Raw genomic sequence first — 19,857 nt, 5'->3', positions numbered from 1 at the left:
TACAACTCTTTGCCGCAAATCCAAAGAATGAGTCGGCATTCCTTTCTCTCCTTCCTCTTGAATACCTGTACCCTATTTTAAATTAAAAGGCTGTAGCAGGTTGGAGCTTGAAAGCAGGACGAGCTTCCCAAACTTGTTCAGAATGATTGTTCAGAATGACTGTGTCTCCACATGGGTTGGAGTCAGTGTTGCCGAGAAAAGCCATATCCTTGCTAGATTGAAGTCATGGGATCCCTGACTCTACCCGGTAGAACTGAACTTTATGACCGTCCCTCTGATTCACAGCCGTGACGTTCTAGAGAGCCGTCTCAAGGAGATTCCTGCTGAACCCGGCGTATATTTAATGCGAGATGCCACGGATCAGATCCTCTATGTAGGCAAGTCCAAGAAATTGCGCTCTCGAGTGCGATCTTATTTCCGCTTCACCGGCGACCTGTCCCCTCGCATTCAGCGCATGGTAGCTCAGGTTTGCGAGATCGAGTTTATCGTAACCGACAATGAAAGTGAAGCCCTAGCCCTAGAAGACAATCTGATTAAGACCCATCAGCCCCCTTATAATGTTCTCCTTAAGGACGATAAAAAGTATCCCTATTTGTGTATTACCTGGTCGGAGCCTTATCCCCAGCTTTACATCACCCGCCATCGTCGCCTTGATCGGAATCAAGACAAATACTATGGCCCCTACACCGATGTTGGTCTATTGCGCCACACCCTTGGACTGGTCAAACGGATTTTTCCCTTGCGCCAACGGCCCAAACCTCTGTACAAAGATCGCACCTGTTTGAACTACGACATTGGGCGCTGCCCCGGAGTATGCCAAGGCTTGATCAGCCCAGAAGAGTATCGCAAGACGCTGGCTCAAGTGGCCATGATCTTCCAAGGCCAGACAGATGAGCTGATCCAAGAGCTGCAGGAGAAGATGATCCAGGCCGCCGAACAGGAAAATTATGAGGCAGCCGCACGATATCGGGATCAAATTCGCGGTTTGGAACAATTGGGAGAATCCCAGAAGGTCTCTTTGCCTAACTCTACCGTCAGCCGTGATGCTCTGGCCTTGGCCATGAATGATTCACGAGCCTGCATTCAATTGTTTCAGGTGCGGGCAGGCAAGTTGGTGGGGCGGCTGGGGTTTGTGGCCGAAAACCGCGGTGACGACCCAGGCCTTATCTTGCAGCGGGCTTTACAAGAGCATTATCAATACTGCGATCCGGTGGAAATTCCCTCTGAGATTTTGACCCAGTATGAATTGCCCGATCACGATTTTCTGGAGTCTTGGCTGAGCCAGAAAAAAGGCCGCAAGGTCAGCCTCATTGCTCCCCAACGGCAGAGCAAAGCTGAGTTGATCGAGTTGGTCGAGCGGAATGCCCAACTGGAGCTAACCCGCGCCCAGCGCCTGGCGGATCGGGATGCCGCGGCCTTGGAGCGCTTGGCAGAGGTCTTGGATTTGCCGGATGTGCCCCGTCGCCTAGAAGCCTACGATATTTCCCACATTCAGGGATCCGATGCTGTGGCCAGTCAGGTGGTGTTTATCGATGGCCTGCCTGCCAAACAGCACTACCGCCGCTACAAGATTCGCAACCCTGAGGTGCGCCCCGGTCACTCCGATGATTTTGCCAGCCATGCAGAAGTGGCCCGGCGTCGCTTCAGCAAAATGACCCCTGAGGATCAGCCGGATTTGGTGCTCATCGACGGGGGCAAGGGGCAGTTGTCGGCAGTCATGGCCGTCTTGGCAGATTTAGGGCTGGATCACCTGCCGGTGATTGCCTTGGCCAAACGAGAAGAAGAGATCTTTCTGCCGGGGGATCCCGTGCCCTTGCGGTTGCCGGCCCAAGATCCGGCTCGCTTGTTGTTGCAACGCCTGCGAGATGAAGCCCACCGATTTGCTCTCGCCTTTCATCGCCAGCAACGGAAAGCGCGTCAACATGCCTCTACGCTGGACGAGATCCCCGGCTTGGGCAAGTATCGGCAAAAGCTGCTGATGGAAGAATTTCGGTCGATTGCCCGCATTCAGGTGGCCTCAGAAGACCAGTTGGCTCAAGTGCCCGGCATTGGCCCGAAGATTGCCCGGCAGATTTACCGCTACTTTCACCCAGAAACTCAGGCGGAATCCCCGGAGACAGCGCAGGTGGAGTAGTTGAGAATCCGCGCAGGGATCCCTGCCCTACCGGCAGCCCACGGGGTAACATCCACAGAAACCTAAGCGCCCTTCCTCGCCCGTGATTTTACGGGGTTAGGGGGGAACTTGTAGTGCGGGAAACATCGCTTAAGGCAGAAATGATACATAATCCCAAGGACAGGTGTTCTCAGTGCCCTGGTACTGCTTGCCAATAGGGGATCCTGATGCTGGCCGGACTCGATGTGCTCCTGGAGAATGCTCCCATCGGGATCTTTCGTGCGGATCTGCAGGGACGGTACCGGTTTGCCAATGCCAAGCTTGCCGAGATATACGGCTATACTTCCTCTGCCCATTTGATGCGCCATCTGTCGGATTTTGGCCATCATCTCTATGCTGACGCTGCCGGTCGTCGCCAGTTTTTCCAGGATTTGCTTGCAGGCAAAGTCGGCGACGGGAGAGTGGCGCAAGAGTTTTTGATCCACAGTCGCAAGGGCTTGGACTTGTGGGTGCGAGAACAAATTCAAGTCGTCCGCAATCCGGCAGGGGATCCCCTCTGTTTTGAGGGGTATGTGGAAGACATCACGGCACAGAAGCGGGGTGAACAAGCGCTTGCAGAGAGCCAGCTCCGCTACGAAAGGCTGGTTTGCGCTATTCCACAAGCCTTGATGATTTTTAGCCGAGAAGGCAAATGCCTGGAGCTGATTTCTTCCCCGGAGAATGCTTGTGTTGCCTCACTCCCAGCAGAGCACCTTCAGGGAAAAGCAGTGCAAGAGCTGTTCGGCTCTGAGGTTAGCGACCAACTCCGGAGGCTGATTGACCGTTGCTTGAGCAGCGGATCCCGGCAAACCTTGGAATATCCCCTAACCAACTCAGCGGGAGAGCTCCGTTACCAGGAAGTTTGCATAGTTCCCTACGGAGCAAATTGCGTGCTTGGCTGCATTCAAGATATTACCGAGCGTAAGCGTCTAGAGCCGGCCTTGTTGGAGATTCAACAGCGATTCTGGGGTATTGTAGAGTCCTGCAATTTGGGCATTTCTCTGCTGCCTCTTGAGCCAGAAGCTAGTCCGCATGGCATGAACTCAGCCCTCAAGGATATAACAGGATATTCTGCAGAGGAACTGAAAGCTTTGCCTCTGGAGGCTTGTATCCCAGACTTGGCCGATGTTGAAACTCTAAAAAAACTTTGGCAGGAGTTGGTTGATGGCCGGCGCAGTCATTATGAATGGGAACATCCCTACACCCGTAAGAATGGCCAAATCATCTGGGTAAAGTCTCAGGTTTATGTTGTGAGAGATGAAGAACAAAAGCCTCTGTTTGCCGTTTACTTCCTGGATGATATTAGCGAGCGCCGATCCATCAAATCTGCTCTTGAGGAAATTCAAAACCAATTGCAGGGGATCTTCAACTTCTGTAGCCAAGGGATTGCTCTGATGAGCTTGGATCCTGATCCCCGGTATCTCAGCCTCAACCCGGCAATGGCAGAGATTACAGGGTACAGCGAGGAAGATTGGTCGGCTCTGAAAGCGGAAGATTACACCCCCTATCCCGAAGACCGAGAACGGGGCGAGATACTCTGGAATGAACTGCTTTCCGGGTACACCAACAACTATGAATATGAAAAGGTGATTTGCCGTAAAGATGGCAGAGAGATCTGGGTTCGCTTACAACTCTTCGCGGTGCGAAACGCTCAAAACGAGCCTCTGTTTGCCATCCAATTTCTAGAAGATATTTCCGAGCGAAAAAGGGCCGAAACTCACCTGCGAGAAAGTTTGGCCGATCTGGCCCGCAGCGAAGCACGTTACCGCGCTCTTTACGAAGCGATCCCAGATATGCTTTTGCAAGTGGATCGGCAAGGGCTAATCCTGTCCTATAAGCCCCCCAGAGGATTTGCATCGGCCTATCCCGATGACCGCTATCCTAACCAGTACATTCAGGATCTGTTTCCAGAGCATTGGAAAATCTACTTTGCTCCCTTGTTGGAGAAAGCCTTTCAAACGGGAGAAATTCAGGTTATTGAATATCCGCTTCCCAAAACTTCTCAAGACACTGCGGAAGCATTGCCGGAATATCGTGAGGCACGTCTGTTGCCCTTTGGGCCGGATGAGGCCATTGTTTTGGTGCGCGATATCACCCTGCGCAAGCGCCTGGAGCTGGCCCAGCAAACACGAGAAGCTGAATTAACAGCCCTGGTGCAACAGCGAACCCAGCAACTGGAACGCAGTCTACAGTTTGAATCGATTCTGCGCCGCCTTACCCATCAGATACGGGCAACTCTGGATGAAAGGCAGATCTTGCAGACAGTTGTGAACGAGCTGGGAAAATTTTTGGGCGTTCTTTTTTGCAATGTTGGCCTTTACGATAGCCGCCGAACCTACTCCCTGATCAGCTATGAATACACGACGCTTTCGACCTCTGGGATCGGCGCTCGGGTTCAGATGAAAGATTTTCCCCTCTTCTACGAACAGCTATGGCGAGGCTGGTGCTTTCAACTGTGCGCTCGGGATCGTCAACGGGATCCCGACACTTTGCCCCCTTATTTGACCAAGCTGGCCTGCCCCATTGCCGACGATCAGGGCATTCTTGGGGATCTGTGGCTGGCCCGGCCCCCTGAGGAGAGTTTTAGCGATTGGGAAATTGATTTGGCTCAGCAAATGGCGGCCCAGTGTGCGATTGCCCTGCGACAGGCCAGGCTCTACCTCAGCAGCCAGGCTCAGGTGACGGAATTGAAAAAACTCAGCCAAATTAGGGATAACTTCCTGGCCGCCGTCTCCCATGAGCTGCGCACTCCCCTTACCAGCATTAGCCTCTCGGTTCACCTGCTGAAACTGAGCCATCAAGTTTCTCCTCTCACCCCCAAGCAAATCCAGTATCTTGAGGTTCTGGAGCAGGCGTGCGAGCGAGAGATCTCCCTAATTAACGATCTTCTGGATCTACAAAATTTGTCGGGCAATACGCTCAAGCTGCCCTCTGAGCAGGTTAACCTGCCTCTCCTTTTGGCACCTCTTATCAATCGGTTCCAAGACCGGATGCGCAAGCGGCAGCAAACCCTAGAAGTTCACTGGGATCCCCACCTGCCCTATCTGCACACCCATCCCCGCCTGTTGGAACGCTTGGTCTGTGAGCTTTTGACCAATGCCCACAAATTCACGCCCGCCGGCGAACACATTGTCCTAGAGGCTGTTGCTTTAGGTTCCGACCGCTGGGAGCTGCGCTTGACCAACACGGGCACCACCATTCCCCTCGAAGAACAAGAACGCATTTTCGAGCAGTTTTATCGCATCCCCCACTCGGATCCCTGGCAGCAGGGGGGAACAGGCTTGGGATTGGCTCTGGCCCAAGCCATTGCCAACCACTTGGGCGGCTCTTTGCAGGTGGAAAGCACTGCCCACCAAACCACGTTTATTCTTCGCTTGCCCGCAGCAGAATCTTGTTGACGATTCGGTTTGGGCCACTTATGGTGAGATTTACCATATGGGGGGCAGGGTGAAGGTAGCGCTGTTGCAACTGAACTACATCGTCGGCGATCTAAGCGGAAATGCCGAGCGCATCCGTTCGGCAGTCGAGGCAGTGGCGGCGGCGGGAGCAGAGTTGGCCATCACCTCGGAGCTGGCGTTGCTGGGATATCCACCCCGCGATTTGTTGCTCTATCCGGCCCTGGTCGAGAGGGCAAGCCAGGTTTTGCAGCACTTGGCCAGCCGGTTACAGGCCAGCATTCCGGTAGTCGTGGGATCCGTGCAGCCCAATCCTCTGCCTGAGGGTCGGCCCCTTTACAATGCTGCTGCCTGGCTGGAGGGAGGCCAGATCCGCCACTGGTTTCAGAAGTCGCTCTTGCCCACCTACGATGTCTTCGACGAAGATCGCTATTTTGAGCCGGGATCCCAGCCCCAACCCATCGAGTACCGTGGCCGCCGCCTGGGCTTTACCATTTGTGAAGACATTTGGAACGACCGCGATTTTTGGCAGCACCGCCGCTACCACTGGGATCCGGTGGAACAGATGGCCCGCTGCGGTGCCGACCTGCTGATTAACCTCTCGGCTTCCCCCTTCAGCCTAGGCAAACAGAAGTTGCGGGTGGAGATGCTGGGATCCCTGGCCCGCAAGCACGCCCTGCCCATTCTCTACGTCAATCAGGTGGGGGGCAACGACGATCTCATCTTCGATGGGGCCAGTTGTGCCGTGGATCGCCGGGGTCGGGTTGTGGCCCAAGCGGCTGCCTTTCAGCCGGATCAGCTCATCCTGGATGTGGACGAGTTGACGCAGTCTCCCAACCCAGACCAGAGCCCACCGACCGCGGGATCCCGCTGGCCGACCGAGCCGGAAGCTGAGCTGTACGAGGCGTTGGTTTTGGGCACCCGCGATTACGTCAGCAAATGTGGCTTTCGCGAGGTGCTATTGGGCCTGTCGGGAGGGATCGATTCTGCCGTCACTGCTGTGATTGCTGCCGATGCTTTGGGGCCGGAGCGGGTGCTGGGGGTGCTCATGCCCTCTCCCTATTCCAGCCCTGGCAGCCTGACCGACGCCTACCAACTGGCGCAAAACCTGGGGATCCCGACCCTGAAGCTGCCGATTCAGCCCATCATGGAGAGCTACCACCACCTTTTGGCAGAGCCCTTTGCCGGCCTCCCCCCCGACATCACGGAAGAAAACCTGCAATCTCGCATTCGCGGCACCCTCCTCATGGCCCTTTCCAACAAGTTCGGGCGGCTGCTGCTGACCACAGGCAACAAATCAGAGCTAGCAGTGGGCTACTGCACCATTTACGGGGATATGTCCGGCGGCCTGGCGGTGATTTCCGATGTGCCCAAGACCTGGGTGTACCGCTTGGCTCGCTGGATCAACCGACAGCAGGAGCGGATCCCACTTGCTACGCTGACCAAGCCCCCCTCAGCGGAATTGCGACCCGGCCAACAAGATAGCGACAGCCTGCCCCCCTACGATTTGCTGGACAAGATCTTGCAGCGGCACATCGAGCAGCATCAATCCGGCCCGGAGTTGGTGGCTCAAGGGTTCGATCCCGACATCGTGCAGCAGGTGCTGCGGCTGGTTCAAAAAGCCGAGTTCAAGCGACACCAAGCTCCCCCTGGGCTACGCATTACCGATCGCGCCTTCGGCACCGGCTGGCGGATGCCAATCGCCAAGCGGCAGGAAGGGATCAGTTGAAACCCTCATCTCAATTCAAACCAGGACACCGCACCCACACCTGAAACATTAGAATGCACGGGGCCAGAAGGCTTTTCAAGGACTCCGTCCCGCTGGCGCGACCAGTAGCCCAAGCGTCTCACCCTAACCTGGAATAACTGTAGTTGCCATTTAGGAACTGCTGCAGCCAGCACAGGTATATTTCCTGCTCAGTCAAAGACAACAAAGGGCCTGCAGACCGGCAGACCCCAGGAAAAATCTAAAGAATAAAGAGTGGCAAGCTGATCCCTCTCAGATCAGGCCCAGCCAGGAAGCAACGCCTTGGCCCGTCACCGCTTCGATGACAATGGCCAACACAAAGCCAATCATGGCAGCCCGACCGTTGAGGCGCTCGGCATACTCGTTAAAGCCAAACTTGGGCTCAGACAAATTGGGGTTAGACATGAGAACCTCCAGGGTAAATGGGAACGACAGGGAGTGGGATCCGTAAAGAACGAAAACGAGAACGGCACTTGACCTTCAGTATAGTTTGCATTTCTTCATGATCGCAAGCAAGGTGGTCACCCGCTGCCGATGGCGGCGATGATCTGCCGCGCCAGGGGAATGGCCGCCTCATAGGCTTTGCCCTGATGCAGGTGCAGCACCAGCGTCCAGTTGGGATCCGGCAGGGGCCAAAAGGCCAGCAACCAGGCTTGAAAATCTTCTGCCCAGAGAATTGGTCGTCCTCGTCGTTGAGGATTGAGGATGGTGCCAGACTTGGCTGCCACCGGGATCCCTTCTGGGGCAATGCCGCGACAGGTGCCCGCTGTTGCCGCCAGGCTCATGCCGGCATGGAGAGCCTCCCAAATCCAAGCCGGTAAAGAGAAAGCGGGCAGAGAGACCTCGCCAGAAAGGGGTACACCTCGGCGGGCAATCACGCCCCCATAAACCAACAGCTCCCAGGGATCCACCGGCCCAGCCAGACCGGTCGCCAAGAGCGGAGCCGGAGCCGTATTCTGCGCACTCTCTAGGCCGAAGCGCCGCAGCCACTCCACCAGGGTATTGGCCCCTAGCTCCCAGCCCAACTGGTAGAAGTACACATTGCAGGACTGGGCCAGGGCTTGGCGCAAGTTCAAGGTTCCATGTCCGCGGGGATCCCAGCAGGGTAGGCGGCCCAACCCCAATTGCGGCGGCGGATCCCACCAACCCGGGCAGTGGATCAAGCGCTCGCCGGAGCTGATCCCGGTCTGCAGAGCAGCAGCGGCAACGGCACACTTGACGGTTGAGCCAGGGCTGGCCCTGATTCTGGAAGCCTGCTCCGGCTGCCAAACCCTTGTTAAACGACCGGTGTTCAGGTTGAGGACGGCGGCAAAATCGCGCGGATGGGGCAGCCCTGCAGATTTCCCCTGCAAGCCCCAGGTCAAAGCAGAACCCAACAGCCAGGCTCCACAGGTGCGACGGTTCATCTGCTGTTGGCCCCGAAAACCCAGCCAGACAAAAGCGGATCCCTGTTACAAAAATTCGGAAATCGCAGCCTTCTCACGGACTAGGGTAATCTGAGTTCAGGTCAATGGAGATAACCCTCATGGCAATTCAGCGTGGTGCCAAAGTCCGTGTGCTGCGGAAAGAATCCTACTGGTACCGGGATGTGGGAACGGTTGCGGCGGTGGATACCAGCGGCATTCTCTACCCGGTGATCGTCCGCTTTGACAAGATCAACTACTACAACATCAACACCAACAACTTCCGCGAAGATGAACTGGAAGTGTTGGAAGCTCCCAAAGCCAAGGCCAAAGCTGCGGCTAGCTAAGCCAAAGTTCTGATGCCGGGGACTGTGTTCTTGAGCAAGTCGTTCTGTGCCTGAACTGCCGGAAGTTGAAACAGTTCGGCAAGATTTGCAACGCCTCACCTTGGGGCCGCGGATACTTGCGGTGGAGGTGCTCCTGGCCCGCACCATTGCCTACCCTGCAGGGGAGATGTTTGGGCGGAGCTTGATTGGCACCCGTTTTACCCAGTGGCAGCGGCGAGGAAAGTATCTCCTGGGATCCCTGGATTCGAGAGCTGTTCTGGGCGTGCATCTGCGCATGACCGGGCAGTTGCTCTGGGTGCAGGGATCCACCCCTTTATCAGCTCACACTCGTGTTCGTTTGGCCTTCGAGGAAGGGTGGGACTTGCGCTTTGTGGATCAGCGCACCTTTGGCCAGATGTGGCTGGTGCCCGCCGGTGTTGAGCTGGAGGCGGTGATCCCCACCCTGCAGACTTTGGGGCCGGAGCCCTTTTCGCCAGCTTTTTCTGAGGCCTATTTCCAGGCTGCCCTGCAGAAGAGCCGCCGTCTTATTAAAACCGCGCTGCTGGATCAATCGCTGGTAGCCGGGGTGGGCAACATTTACGCCGACGAAGCCCTGTTTCTGAGCGGCATTCACCCTTTGACGCCAGCAGTTCAGCTTTCGGATGTGGCCAAGGCACGCCTGCGAGAAGCTTTGATCGAGGTGTTACGGGCCGGGCTGGAGCAGCGGGGCACCACCTTGCGGGATTACCGGGATCTGCGTGGGCTCAACGGCAACTATCAAGGGCAAGCGTGGGTGTACGGTCGGGAAGGGGATCCCTGTCGCCTCTGTGGCACCCCAATTCAGCGGATGAAGCTGGCAGGTCGGTCGGCTCACTTTTGCCCCCACTGCCAGCCACTCAAAACCCCCCTCTCCCTTGGGGAGAGGAGTTGGGGGTGAGGGGGAGCGCTTGGGCTCCGGAGCAGCTACCATCGCCAGTGCAGGGGATCCGGTGAAAAGAATGGCATGGCTCCGGTTCACAAAGCTCTGGGGTGGGGCGAGTTTGCTCGGCTGGGTGGTCTTCCCAGGGGCTGCGGCCTTTGCCCAACTGGAGTTGGATGCCCAACTGGGCCGATCCCAAATTGTTTCTCCCAGCAAAGATTGCCCCGCCTGCGACCTGACGGGGGCAGAACTGCCGGGAGCTGACCTCAGGGGGGCCAACCTGAAAGAAGCGATCCTCAGACAGGCCAATCTCCAAGCTGCCGACCTCTCCCAAGCGATCCTCAATCTGGCCGATTTGAGAGGGGCCAATCTGAGTGGCTCAGCTCAGGCAGGGGCTTTCTTGTGGGAAGCCGATCTGGCGCAGGCCAACCTGCAGCAGACAGATCTGACGGGTGCCAATCTGCAGGTGGCCAACTTAAGCGGGGCCGACTTGCGTCGAGCCATCCTCACCGGCGCCGACCTCACAGGGGCCAAGTTACACAATGCCGATCTGCGGGGGGCCGACCTGCGAGGCGCTTTTCTGGAGGGGGCGGATCTGACCGGCGCCCTGTACAATGCCCAAACCCGGCTGGATCCCACCTTTGACCCCCAGGCCCGCGGCATGGTCTTGGTGAAGCCATAACCCCCCTCTCCCCAAGGGAGAGGGGCTGGGGGTGAGGGCGCTTTATTTGGGATCCCCCCTTGGGCAGATTAAAACCAGCACCCCCTCGGCTGGGATCCCCTGCCATGACTTCCCCTGTCCGCGTTCTCATTGCCGACGATCATCCCCTCTTCCGGCTGGGGCTGAAGTTTGCCCTGCAAGCCCAAGGATTTGAGGTGGTGGCCGAAGCCGAGACGGGATCCCAGGCCGTCCACCATTGTCGCAGTTGCCCCATCGACGTAGCCATTTTGGATGTGCGCATGCCGGATGGGGATGGGATCGCCGCCTGCCAGCAAATCACCGAGCTGGGCCTGCCGGTGGTGGTGGTGATGATGACCACCTTTCAGGAGCCGGGTCTGATTGAGGCAGCCCGCCGCGCCGGGGCCAAAGGCTACCTTTCCAAAGAGACCGACCCGGCGGAATTGGCCCGCGTCATCCGTCAGATTTTGTCCAACCCCGAACGAGACTGGCTGCCTGCCCGACAGGAGCTGCCCAAGCTCACCCCCCGCGAGCTGTGTGTGCTGCAACTGATGAAAGAGGGCTTGGCCAACAAACAGATTGCCCGCCGTCTGGGCCTCAGCATCGAAACTGTCAAAGAATACGCCAGCACCGCCTACCGCAAGCTGGATGCTAGCGACCGTGTCACCGCCCTGCTCAAGGCGCAGCAACTGGGGATCTTGTGAATTGGAGAAAGGGCTTGGGGATTCCCCCCAGAGGTGGGGATTTGCGGCGGCCATGATCACCGCCATACTGTTGCTAGCTTGGCATCTTGACAAGGGATCCCTGGGGTGCCGCCTTCCCCTTCACGTTGTCCGAGATACGGTATGTCTGCTCCTTCCACGCTGCTGCTCAAGCTCACCCTGCGCTTGCTCGCCTCTTTGAAAGCACGGGTGGATCAGCGCAAGATTCGAGAGCGGGGCTTTGTCCTGCCGGTTGCCATTTTGATCGTGCTGGTCTTGAGCTTGGTGACGGTGGGGCTGCTGACCCGCTCCACTCAGCGCACCATCCAAACCCAGGTGGAACGGGCGGAGCTGACCATCAGCCGGCAACTGAATGCTGCCATCGACCGGGCCAGGGCCAAGATCGACAACCTGATTCGGGATCGCCGCCTGCCCGCAAGCAACCCCACCGATGCCCAATTTACCTCTGCCCTGACCAACGATGGCGCATTGGTGCCTGCAGAGCCCTCGGATCCCTATACCCTTCCCGATGAGCGGCGCTTTTTGCTGAACTACAACGCCCTTGTTCCGGATCCCCAGAATCCGAGCCGGAGAATTGAAGTGCAGCGGCAAGCCCCAGTCTGGTGGTTCTTGGTGGATACCGACAACAACGGGATCGACGACTCCGTTACCGCCTACACCATTCTGTACAACCGCCGAGCGCCGGTTACGGGGCAAAGGAACCTCCAGGACTTTGAGGAAAACATTTCCGATACTGAGCGGGCGCGGCGACTGGTGATCCGCGGTGGGCCACTGCAGGGTTCGGCCTTGGCGGGGTGTACCGATTCTCCGGCTGAACAGACGGTCAACCCCAACGTGGGGGACTGGTTCCAGGTGGGCTCATCTTTGCAAAAGCCCTTTCAGGTCTATGCAGTTACTCTTCCCATTGAGGGGGCCGACTCCACCACCCGCGCCGTTTCGGCTCTGCAGTTTCAGCAAGATCGGCGGCGGGATCTGCTGAACAAGTGGGGAATTTTCAACCGCGGCGACGTGGAGTTTTTCTTTACTCCTGGCTACAACTGGAACGGTGCTATCTACGCAGGCGGTAGCCTTTTCTTCCGGAACACTGCCAACAACTTGTTCCGGGCTTTCACCATCAGCTCGGAGCAGTCTTGCTTCTACACGCCGCCGGAAAACTCGGAAATTACAGCCTATGGAGAGCTGGTGGCAGGGGCCATTGGCTTCGCCGGACAGGAGGCGAGCGATACATTGATCTTTGATGCCCACCCTGGGGCGGCGAATGTACCGCCAAGTGTGCCGCTTCCCCGCCTGAATAACCTCAATTTCGATTCGGTTCAAAACGACGCAGCTCCTGAGATGGTAGCTCTGGATCCGCTGGAGCTACAGCTTTTTGGCCGCATTCGCACCCGCGGAGCCTACGCCCAAGATGCAGCAGGATGGGCAGCTTCTCCTCTCAGAAAGAGGGAGAACCCTGACGCCGGCCGGATTAAAGCTGGCGGCTTTCGGTCCGACCAGACCTGCCCCCCCTACGTGGACGATGTGTATCGGGCCGACAACCGCTTTGGCCCCAAGGCCAGCTATGACCGTCCACCGGTCGAACCTAACCAGGAAAGGGGCTGCGATGTGGACACCTTTGCTCAGAGGTTTGGTGTCAGTGCCGGTAGCCCGATTCCTGCTGATGCCAGGAACAACCAGAATGAGTCTTTGACCGAGGACAACCCACCCCCAGGCGCCCTTTCCGAGGTGGGCTTGGATGGCTATTGGGAGCGGCGGGCCCGTGTGGAGGGCTTGCGGGTAATTGTTGGGCAGCGGCTGGAGCTAACCCGCACCGATTCTTTGCCTTTGCCTTTGGTGCCGCCCGGGGATCCCGAGGACCCCACCAAGTTACAGGCCATTTTCATCAGCAACGAGGCGCGGCAACGCCTGACGCTGCGGGATAACCCGGCGGCGGTGCAGGCCACTGCCGTTTACCACTACAGCCACCGAGATGGGCGCTTCCCCATTGCTTGCCTGGCCACGGTAGCCCACCCCGGCTCTCCCTGGAGCTTGCAGCGGGCTTCTACTTTCCCCACCGGCGACCAGCGCACTCAACTGGGCATCAACTTCTTTACTGGAGAGGGCACCAACGTTTGGGAGTATGACCCCGAGCCGATGCGGGAGCAACTGCGGCCTGGCACTCCTTTGTGGACGGCCCTCACCAACCTGGCCAATTTTGCCGGCGATCCCGATGGGGCCTATCCGCCGCGTCAAGAGGCGGGCCGCATTCACCCGGATCCGTTTATTACGGCTTTTGGCAACTTCTCCGAGCTGCGGCGGGTTATTGATATCGTCAACCGAGGCACCTCTGTTGACCAATTGAGCCTGGCCGACCAAACCACCCTGCAAACGGCAGGCTGCATGTTGGGCATGCTGGCCGACAACATCCTGCGCATTGAGGCGGCTGCCACTGCCAGCAATCCCATAGCCGAAATCCTCCGGGATGACATCCAAGCCAGCCGAGCTGGGAACCGAGAGGCAGCCAACCGGTTTTATCTGCCGCTGCGCTACATTTTCCCTCTGCAGACCTTCCACCACAGCGTGCCCCCCAACCCCAACGATCCCCTTGAAGATGAGCGGAGGCAGGCCTACCCCTTCCTACAGGGGCCAGTAACCTATCAAGCCGTGGTGGATCTGGAATCCATGAGGCTGAGGCCCCGGGCCACCATTGACCAGTGGACTTTGCCCCGTGCCACTGCCAACTGCCCCAATAACACTGCTGGCCCCAACAGCAACCAGTTTGAGCTGATTCGGGTTGGTAATGGTAACCAGTGTCATCGCGTGCCCTTTAAAGATTCCGTCTTCTACGATGGCCGCGAGGCGATGGCGGTGCGGGCCCTCAACATCGACCTGGCCCTGCTGACCAACAACGTCAACGGACAGGCCAGGGGGTTGATTAACGGAGACACTTGGCTGCCTGCCGGCATTGGCGAGAACCGAGAAGGGGGGATTTTCTACGCCTTCCGGGAAGATGCCGTGCGGGAAGATGCCATTGCCCGCCCACCCTTGGGCACCTTTAGCACTTACCTGACCAACTGGCGCAACGGAAATGCCCGCGGTGACTTGGGCAGCGCCGGTATTATGAACGCCGGTCAGCCAGGTCGCGGCACGGCCAACGGCCAAACGGTCTGGGATCCCCCTGTTTCCAATCCGGGTGGACTCAGCCCCAAACCGGTGGACTACTATGCCGATCCGGATCGGCGGCCCTACGGCTTCCGGCTGCGCAACGGGGCGGTGCTGGCCCGCGGCGGGTTCAACCCTGATGACGCGATTTTTGGCCTCTCCTTCGTTTCCGACAACCCCGTCTATATCCAGGGGGACTTTAACCTGCACCGGACGAGGAACGGGCAGCGGCTGGAGGAGTTCACAACTCTCCTCAATTTCGGAGCAGACGGCCTCTACAGCAACTTCTACGGGCGGCTGCGGGCCAATGAAGATCGGCGCTTTGCCCGGGCGGCGCAGGATCTCTGGCGGCCTAGCGACGTGTTGGGCGACTCGGTGAACATCCTCTCTGCCGATTTCTGCGATGGCAGCATCGACGACGGCTTTGTGCAGGATGCTACGCTCAACGGCGGTGGCACTAGTTTTGTAGCCGATCGTAACTACCAGGGTAGCCCAGCGCGGGCCTCTGCTCCTCGCCGCAACGAACACTACGGCTGCAGCGGGCCAAACCTAGGAGCCAACACCTCCTTCCTCAACCAAGCGCTGGTGATCCGAGGCAACAACTGGCCGGCTCCGGATCCCAACAAACCTGGTGCTGGTGTCCTCCGCTTCGACAACACCAACGGGGCGCAGAATTTGGGCAACCACGTGCGGCGGCCAGGCTGGCCGGAGGTCTTCGCCCGCGACACCATCTTTGCCCGCCGCGACAGTGCCGACCCGAGCTCAAATAACGCTGACAGGACAGCAGGGCTTGGCGTGCCAGAAGTGCGGCTCTTGCGCGCACCCGATGCGGGCTATGCCAACTTTGGCACCCGCATTTCGGCTTTGGGCAACCCGGTGCTGGACACCTCCCGCTGGCTGCTGATAGCTTCCCTACAGCCTTGCCGACCGCCTGAAATGGAAGGAGGCGGTGGCCTGTTGGCCGAGTACTACAACGGCTGGATAACCAGCCCGCAGAACCAGTACAACCGCGACACAGGGTTTGGGGACACCGGCGTTGAAGTCTCTGAGCTTCTGAGGGCTCCAGATGCTAACCTGCCCTACCTGCGGGCGGTGCGCTGGCCGGATCCAACCTATCCTGTTCAGCATTGGAGGCTTGGCGTTCCAAATGAATCCTTCATGAGAGAAGAAGACCAGGGAGGACCAAAGTGCGATCCCTCAGGTGATTGGAACACTCCATACGACGAGCGAGCCTCACGGTGGTGGGCCTGCATTCGGGACGCTTTGGAAACAGATAAAGATGGCCAGGTTTCCGGCTGGCAGCCAGATAGTTTTGCCCGCTGGGTCAGCGGTACCAATCTGCCGGTTTGGGGTGGGTTCTACTACCTGTTTGCCAACCAGAATTATCCGAGCACCAACTCCCCCTTCCTCTGGCCCTTTGGCTGGGACGGCTGGCCTTTGTGGAATACTCAACCCACTCTTCCTCCGAATACTCAACACACTCTTCCTCTTCCCAAGGCTGACTTTTTGTGGATGCCAAGATGCAGTGAGCCGGATATGGATCCGCCTCAACTTCCCGCTGATGCTCCAGACATAGACAGGGGCAACATAGGCTTCTGGCGCTCCTGCTGGCGGCGCAGAGAGGGGTCATGGGGAAGTGGCAACAACTGGGGCAACGACTTTTTCGTGGTGCGCTGGGTAGGGGAGCTGTATCCCCGTTGGCCGGGTGTTGCCACCTACAACCTCAACACCGACGATGGGGGCCGACTCATCATCCGCAGAAACCCCAACTACACTCCTAACCCAGATGAGGAAGAGCCAGCTTTTAGAGGCTTCTATCTCAATGCGGGCACTCGTCTAGAAGAGCTGTCGGAGGATGAGGCTGTCGGTGTCGAAGCCTGGTGGGATGGCGGCAATAACCACGTGAGTTTCCGGCTGGAGCTGCAGTGCGTTACCGACTACACTCGGCCTTCTCCCTACCTGGTGGAGATCCAAACCTACGAGAACATGGGCAATGCCTCCGTCCGCTTTACAACCCAGGGAGACGGGCAGCCGCTGGAAAACTACGACCTTCGCTACCTGAAGCCGCTGAAGCCGGTCAACCAACCTTGCCAGCCGGATCAGACTAAACCTCTGGCACCCAACCAGCAGTACTGCGCAGAACCCCTCAATTGCGATCCCATCTGGACAGACTGGACTCCTGCATGTAAAACCAACATCTGTCAGCAAACCACTATTAAACAAACCAGAACTGCCACCTTGCCTGCCGGTTGCCCTGGCACTCCGCCGTCGGAAACTCGGACGATCACCTGCTACCCTCAGTACAACTACGGGAAATGGTCGGACTGGATGCCTCAGTGTACCCAGCAGCAGCAGTGCAACAAAACCACCATTACCCAAACCCGCAGCCGCACAGTAACGCCGCTCTGTACCAGCCAAAGCCCCTTTGTCGAAACTGAACGCCAAACCATCACCTGCCAGCCTCCAGGTGCTAGCTGCGGTGCTTGGTCTGAATGGACTCCTAAGTGTACGGTGGCCAACGGCGGAACCAAAGTCACCCAAACTCGCAGCCGCACCTGCACAGTGGCAGCTTGCGGAACCAGCTACACCGAGACGCAATCCCAAACGGTTACTTGCCCGCAGACCTGCAACTACAACTGGGGCCCTTGGTCACCGGCCAGTTGCGATGAGGTCATCAACCAGATCGCCTGCGGCACAACCAAAACCTTTACCCAAACCCAGACGGGCACCCTCATCGACAGCACCAGCAGCCCCACCTGCTCGCCCAATGCAACGAAGACCCAAAGTTTGACCTGTCGAGGGCGTCCCTGCGGGCCCAGCACCTTTGCCCCAGAAACGCCCTCCAAGAGCCCCTTGGGCGAGTGGATGGCGGCCAAGCCCAACACGGTGGAGCTGCGCCCCATTCAGGCAGTCGAGGCCGATCCGGAGCCGGAGACCATCAGCGTGAATACGGTGGCTGCGGCTCCTGCCGAGGGCGTAACCATTGCTCTGCAGCCGCAGCTTTCCCCGGTGCTGGAGGTGAAAGCCGGGGTGCCCAAGCCACCCAAGTGGCCCAACCCTGCCGAGGCTCTGCAGGCGGCCTTCAATTGGATGTTTGGCGAACCGGCCTATGCTGCCCGCGAGGGCTTGGTGAGAGGTGGCGTTCTCTCCGAGATCGTTTCTCAACCCAACCGCGAGCCCGGCATCCGCCCGGCTATCAAGGGAGAGGCTCTAGAAGACCCGTTTACAAAGGGAACCGAGGGAACCGACCTCTGGGCCCGAGCGCTGAGGCGCAAATTACTTAGGGAAGATCTGACGGTGGGCTGCCCCTCGGAGGAGGAAGGCCCAGATTCCAAAGGCGGCTTCTGGGTGCCCGGAGTGTTTCGCCCCAACTTCAACACCACCTTCAAGTACACCGCCTACACCGGTGACAGCCGCCCCAGCACGTTGCGCATCAAAGACTGGAACGGAGACGGCCAACTGAACTTCTGGGACAAAAACGACAACCGCGTTCGCGACTCCAACGAGCCTTGGGATGTTGTACTGGATCGGGATCCGCTGTTTGCGGAGAAGGATCCTGCCAATCCCAATAAACTGCTGGTTCAGCCCCAGATGGCGTTGAACCCCTATGCTTGGGTAAACGAAGGTGACACTCAGAACTACTCCCCAAGCTCCAACTATCTTGGCGGTTACTACATTGACACCAAGGGGAGCGAAGATATCCGCAATGGCTTGTGCTTCTACGTCAGGGTGGGCTCCGACTCGGGCACCAAGAGGGTTCAAATCCAGATTGATCGCAACGGTTCCACAATGACCGACAGCGATTTCCCCAGCGATACCGCCGCTTTTGCTTGGGTGGATGTGGAGCCGTTCACCCTGGACCTGAACAAGGCTCCCACTGGCTTTGCCGGCGAAAACCCGGTGCTGGGGGTGATCCTAGATGAGGTGACCCGTCGGCCCATTCCCATTCCCCGCTTCCAGGAGCTGGCCTCAACCGATGTGAACCAGCGCCGCCGCAACGACGATGGCAGCCAAAACCGGCAGCTGCAGCCGGCCAGGGAAACGCGGGTGAATGCCACTGCCATCAGCGGCACCCTGCCCTCGCGGCTAGACCAAACTGCCGGCGGCATGCACAACTTCCTGCGTCTCAACGAGCTGTGGAGAAATACCAACCTCTTCTTCAGCGGCTCGATGATCCAGCTCAACTACAGCACCTATGCCACCGGCCCCTTCCTGCAGCAGAGCTTTGAGCCGCCCAACTTGGTTACGGGCTCGGCCCTCACGCGCGGCTTCGACTACTACTTCCCGCCCAATCGCCGCTTCGGCTACGATGTGGGCCTGCAAATTGCCCGTCGTCCCAGCGCGGTGTCGGCTCGCTTCCAATTCCCCTCCAATGCCCGCACTGAGTTCTTGCGGGAGTTGGATCCTCAGGATCCGTATGTGCGGCGGCTGCGCTGCGGGCTGCAAGCTCAGCCAGATGTGCCCCTGCAGGCGGCTGCTCGGATTGGAGGCTGCAACGAATTCAACTGATATTGACTTCCCATGCCAGGGGTAGATTCAAGGTAGGCAGATCTGGGCGAGCGCTGGAGGGGATATGAAAAAGTGGCGGCTTTTGCGGCAGCAATTGGAAGCAGAAGGCTTCACGCTCATTGAGGTCTTGGCCTCGGTGGTCATTGTGGCTTTGGCTATGGCCGCTCTTGCTCCTGCTCTCACCCTGATCGCCTACCGGCGGGCCATGACGGAGCGGATAGAAGTGGCCAATCAACTGGCCCGGGCTGAGGTGGATCGCATTCGCACTCTGGTTGACCTGGAACTGGCCGCCAACCCAGCTGCTTTCCAGAACCCGGCTCAGTTGGCTCGTCTGCCCAGGATTGGAGCAAGCCCCTTGGCCAATACCCCGCCTCCTGCTGATATGGACAACCCCGGCCCCAACTACTCCATTCGCCTGGCCGAAGTGCGGTTGCCGGGGCGAAACCCCGAAACCTATGTCATCCAAACCTTTCGGGATAGGGGCGGGGAATGCATTGACCGACGCAACAACACCGTCATCTCAGGGGTTCCCTGCTCCTTCTTTTTGGGGGTGAGGGTGTACCACCGCTTTTCCTTCAACCCAACCACTCGGCAAGCTCTTCCTGGCCTGCGCACTGAGACGGTCTCCGCCAATCAGAACTTGGCCAATGCCGATGTGTGGCTCTTTCCCATGGCCAGCTCGATTGTGGAAGTCAACCTGGCCGCCAATTTGGGGGATGTTTGCCGGGCCATTTTGGCCGACGTTCAAGCTAGGGGTGGGATCCCGACCAACAACTGCAATGCCTTCCCGCTGCCCAGCCCAAGCCCTACCTCGCTTTGAAGCGACGGGTAAGCTCCTCCTGCAGGCTCACAAAAAGGTGGTGTTTT

11 protein-coding genes are annotated in these 19,857 nt (G+C 58.2%); 9 read left to right on the top strand and 2 right to left on the bottom strand.

Annotation, left to right across the window (positions count from 1 at the left end; all coding sequences use genetic code 11):
- The first annotated feature begins 262 nt into the window (after nt 1-262).
- The 3 genes from uvrC to ACVWZJ_RS01630 all read left to right on the top strand — a co-directional run bounded on the left by uvrC (nt 263) and on the right by ACVWZJ_RS01630 (nt 7,276).
- Nucleotides 263-2,134, top strand: a complete 1,872-nt coding sequence (gene uvrC, locus ACVWZJ_RS01640) for an excinuclease ABC subunit UvrC (protein WP_457394206.1) — start codon at nt 263-265, stop codon at nt 2,132-2,134.
- Between the two features lie 206 nt (nt 2,135-2,340).
- Nucleotides 2,341-5,550 carry a PAS domain S-box protein gene (locus ACVWZJ_RS01635; RefSeq protein ID WP_457394203.1) on the top strand — a complete coding sequence of 1,070 codons (3,210 nt, stop codon included), beginning with the start codon at nt 2,341-2,343 and terminating at the stop codon, nt 5,548-5,550.
- A 49-nt stretch (nt 5,551-5,599) separates the two neighbouring features.
- Entirely contained in the window at nt 5,600-7,276 is a 1,677-nt protein-coding gene (locus ACVWZJ_RS01630; RefSeq protein WP_457394200.1) for an NAD+ synthase, read from the top strand.
- A gap of 270 nt (nt 7,277-7,546) precedes the next feature.
- Here ACVWZJ_RS01630 and ACVWZJ_RS01625 read toward each other — a convergent pair whose 3' ends face one another.
- Together ACVWZJ_RS01625 and ACVWZJ_RS01620 are read right to left on the bottom strand one after the other, a co-directional pair.
- Nucleotides 7,547-7,699, bottom strand: coding sequence for a chlorophyll a/b-binding protein (locus ACVWZJ_RS01625; protein WP_011429120.1), 153 nt, complete (start codon nt 7,697-7,699; stop codon nt 7,547-7,549).
- Nucleotides 7,700-7,815: 116 nt separating this feature from the next.
- Nucleotides 7,816-8,700 (bottom strand): penicillin-binding transpeptidase domain-containing protein, encoded by an 885-nt coding sequence (locus ACVWZJ_RS01620; protein ID WP_457394197.1) that lies wholly within the window; start codon nt 8,698-8,700, stop codon nt 7,816-7,818.
- A 119-nt stretch (nt 8,701-8,819) separates the two neighbouring features.
- Between ACVWZJ_RS01620 and ACVWZJ_RS01615 the strand changes: the two genes are divergently transcribed.
- From ACVWZJ_RS01615 to ACVWZJ_RS01590, 6 genes are all read left to right on the top strand, one after another.
- A complete protein-coding gene (locus ACVWZJ_RS01615; RefSeq protein WP_011432873.1) occupies nt 8,820-9,044 on the top strand; it encodes a photosystem I reaction center subunit IV in 225 nt (74 codons plus the stop codon).
- A 46-nt stretch (nt 9,045-9,090) separates the two neighbouring features.
- A complete protein-coding gene (locus ACVWZJ_RS01610) occupies nt 9,091-9,960 on the top strand; it encodes a DNA-formamidopyrimidine glycosylase (RefSeq protein ID WP_457394195.1) in 870 nt (289 codons plus the stop codon).
- A gap of 61 nt (nt 9,961-10,021) precedes the next feature.
- Complete coding sequence (locus ACVWZJ_RS01605; protein WP_457394192.1) at nt 10,022-10,624, top strand: pentapeptide repeat-containing protein; 603 nt, start codon at nt 10,022-10,024, stop codon at nt 10,622-10,624.
- Nucleotides 10,625-10,728: 104 nt separating this feature from the next.
- Nucleotides 10,729-11,325, top strand: coding sequence for a response regulator (locus ACVWZJ_RS01600; RefSeq protein ID WP_457394189.1), 597 nt, complete (start codon nt 10,729-10,731; stop codon nt 11,323-11,325).
- Between the two features lie 141 nt (nt 11,326-11,466).
- Nucleotides 11,467-18,990 carry a hormogonium polysaccharide biosynthesis protein HpsA gene (gene hpsA / locus ACVWZJ_RS01595; protein ID WP_457394186.1) on the top strand — a complete coding sequence of 2,508 codons (7,524 nt, stop codon included), beginning with the start codon at nt 11,467-11,469 and terminating at the stop codon, nt 18,988-18,990.
- Between the two features lie 64 nt (nt 18,991-19,054).
- The gene (locus tag ACVWZJ_RS01590) at nt 19,055-19,810 is read left to right on the top strand and encodes a prepilin-type N-terminal cleavage/methylation domain-containing protein (protein WP_457394183.1); all 756 of its coding nucleotides are present in this window, start codon (nt 19,055-19,057) and stop codon (nt 19,808-19,810) included.
- Nucleotides 19,811-19,857: the final 47 nt, after the last annotated feature.

The sequence above is a fragment of the Thermostichus sp. OS-CIW-29 genome, assembly GCF_054058195.1.
This window is presented reverse-complemented; position numbering and strand designations above follow the sequence as displayed.

Excerpts from the sequence above, each read along its gene's own strand:
- uvrC (WP_457394206.1), top strand. The coding sequence starts at position 263 with ATGACCGTCCCTCTGATTCACAGCCGTGACGTTCTAGAGAGCCGTCTC.
- ACVWZJ_RS01635 (WP_457394203.1), top strand. The coding sequence starts at position 2,341 with ATGCTGGCCGGACTCGATGTGCTCCTGGAGAATGCTCCCATCGGGATC.
- ACVWZJ_RS01625 (WP_011429120.1), bottom strand. The coding sequence starts at position 7,699 with ATGTCTAACCCCAATTTGTCTGAGCCCAAGTTTGGCTTTAACGAGTAT.
- ACVWZJ_RS01620 (WP_457394197.1), bottom strand. The coding sequence starts at position 8,700 with ATGAACCGTCGCACCTGTGGAGCCTGGCTGTTGGGTTCTGCTTTGACC.
- ACVWZJ_RS01615 (WP_011432873.1), top strand. The coding sequence starts at position 8,820 with ATGGCAATTCAGCGTGGTGCCAAAGTCCGTGTGCTGCGGAAAGAATCC.
- ACVWZJ_RS01605 (WP_457394192.1), top strand. The coding sequence starts at position 10,022 with ATGGCATGGCTCCGGTTCACAAAGCTCTGGGGTGGGGCGAGTTTGCTC.
- ACVWZJ_RS01600 (WP_457394189.1), top strand. The coding sequence starts at position 10,729 with ATGACTTCCCCTGTCCGCGTTCTCATTGCCGACGATCATCCCCTCTTC.
- hpsA (WP_457394186.1), top strand. The coding sequence starts at position 11,467 with ATGTCTGCTCCTTCCACGCTGCTGCTCAAGCTCACCCTGCGCTTGCTC.
- ACVWZJ_RS01590 (WP_457394183.1), top strand. The coding sequence starts at position 19,055 with ATGAAAAAGTGGCGGCTTTTGCGGCAGCAATTGGAAGCAGAAGGCTTC.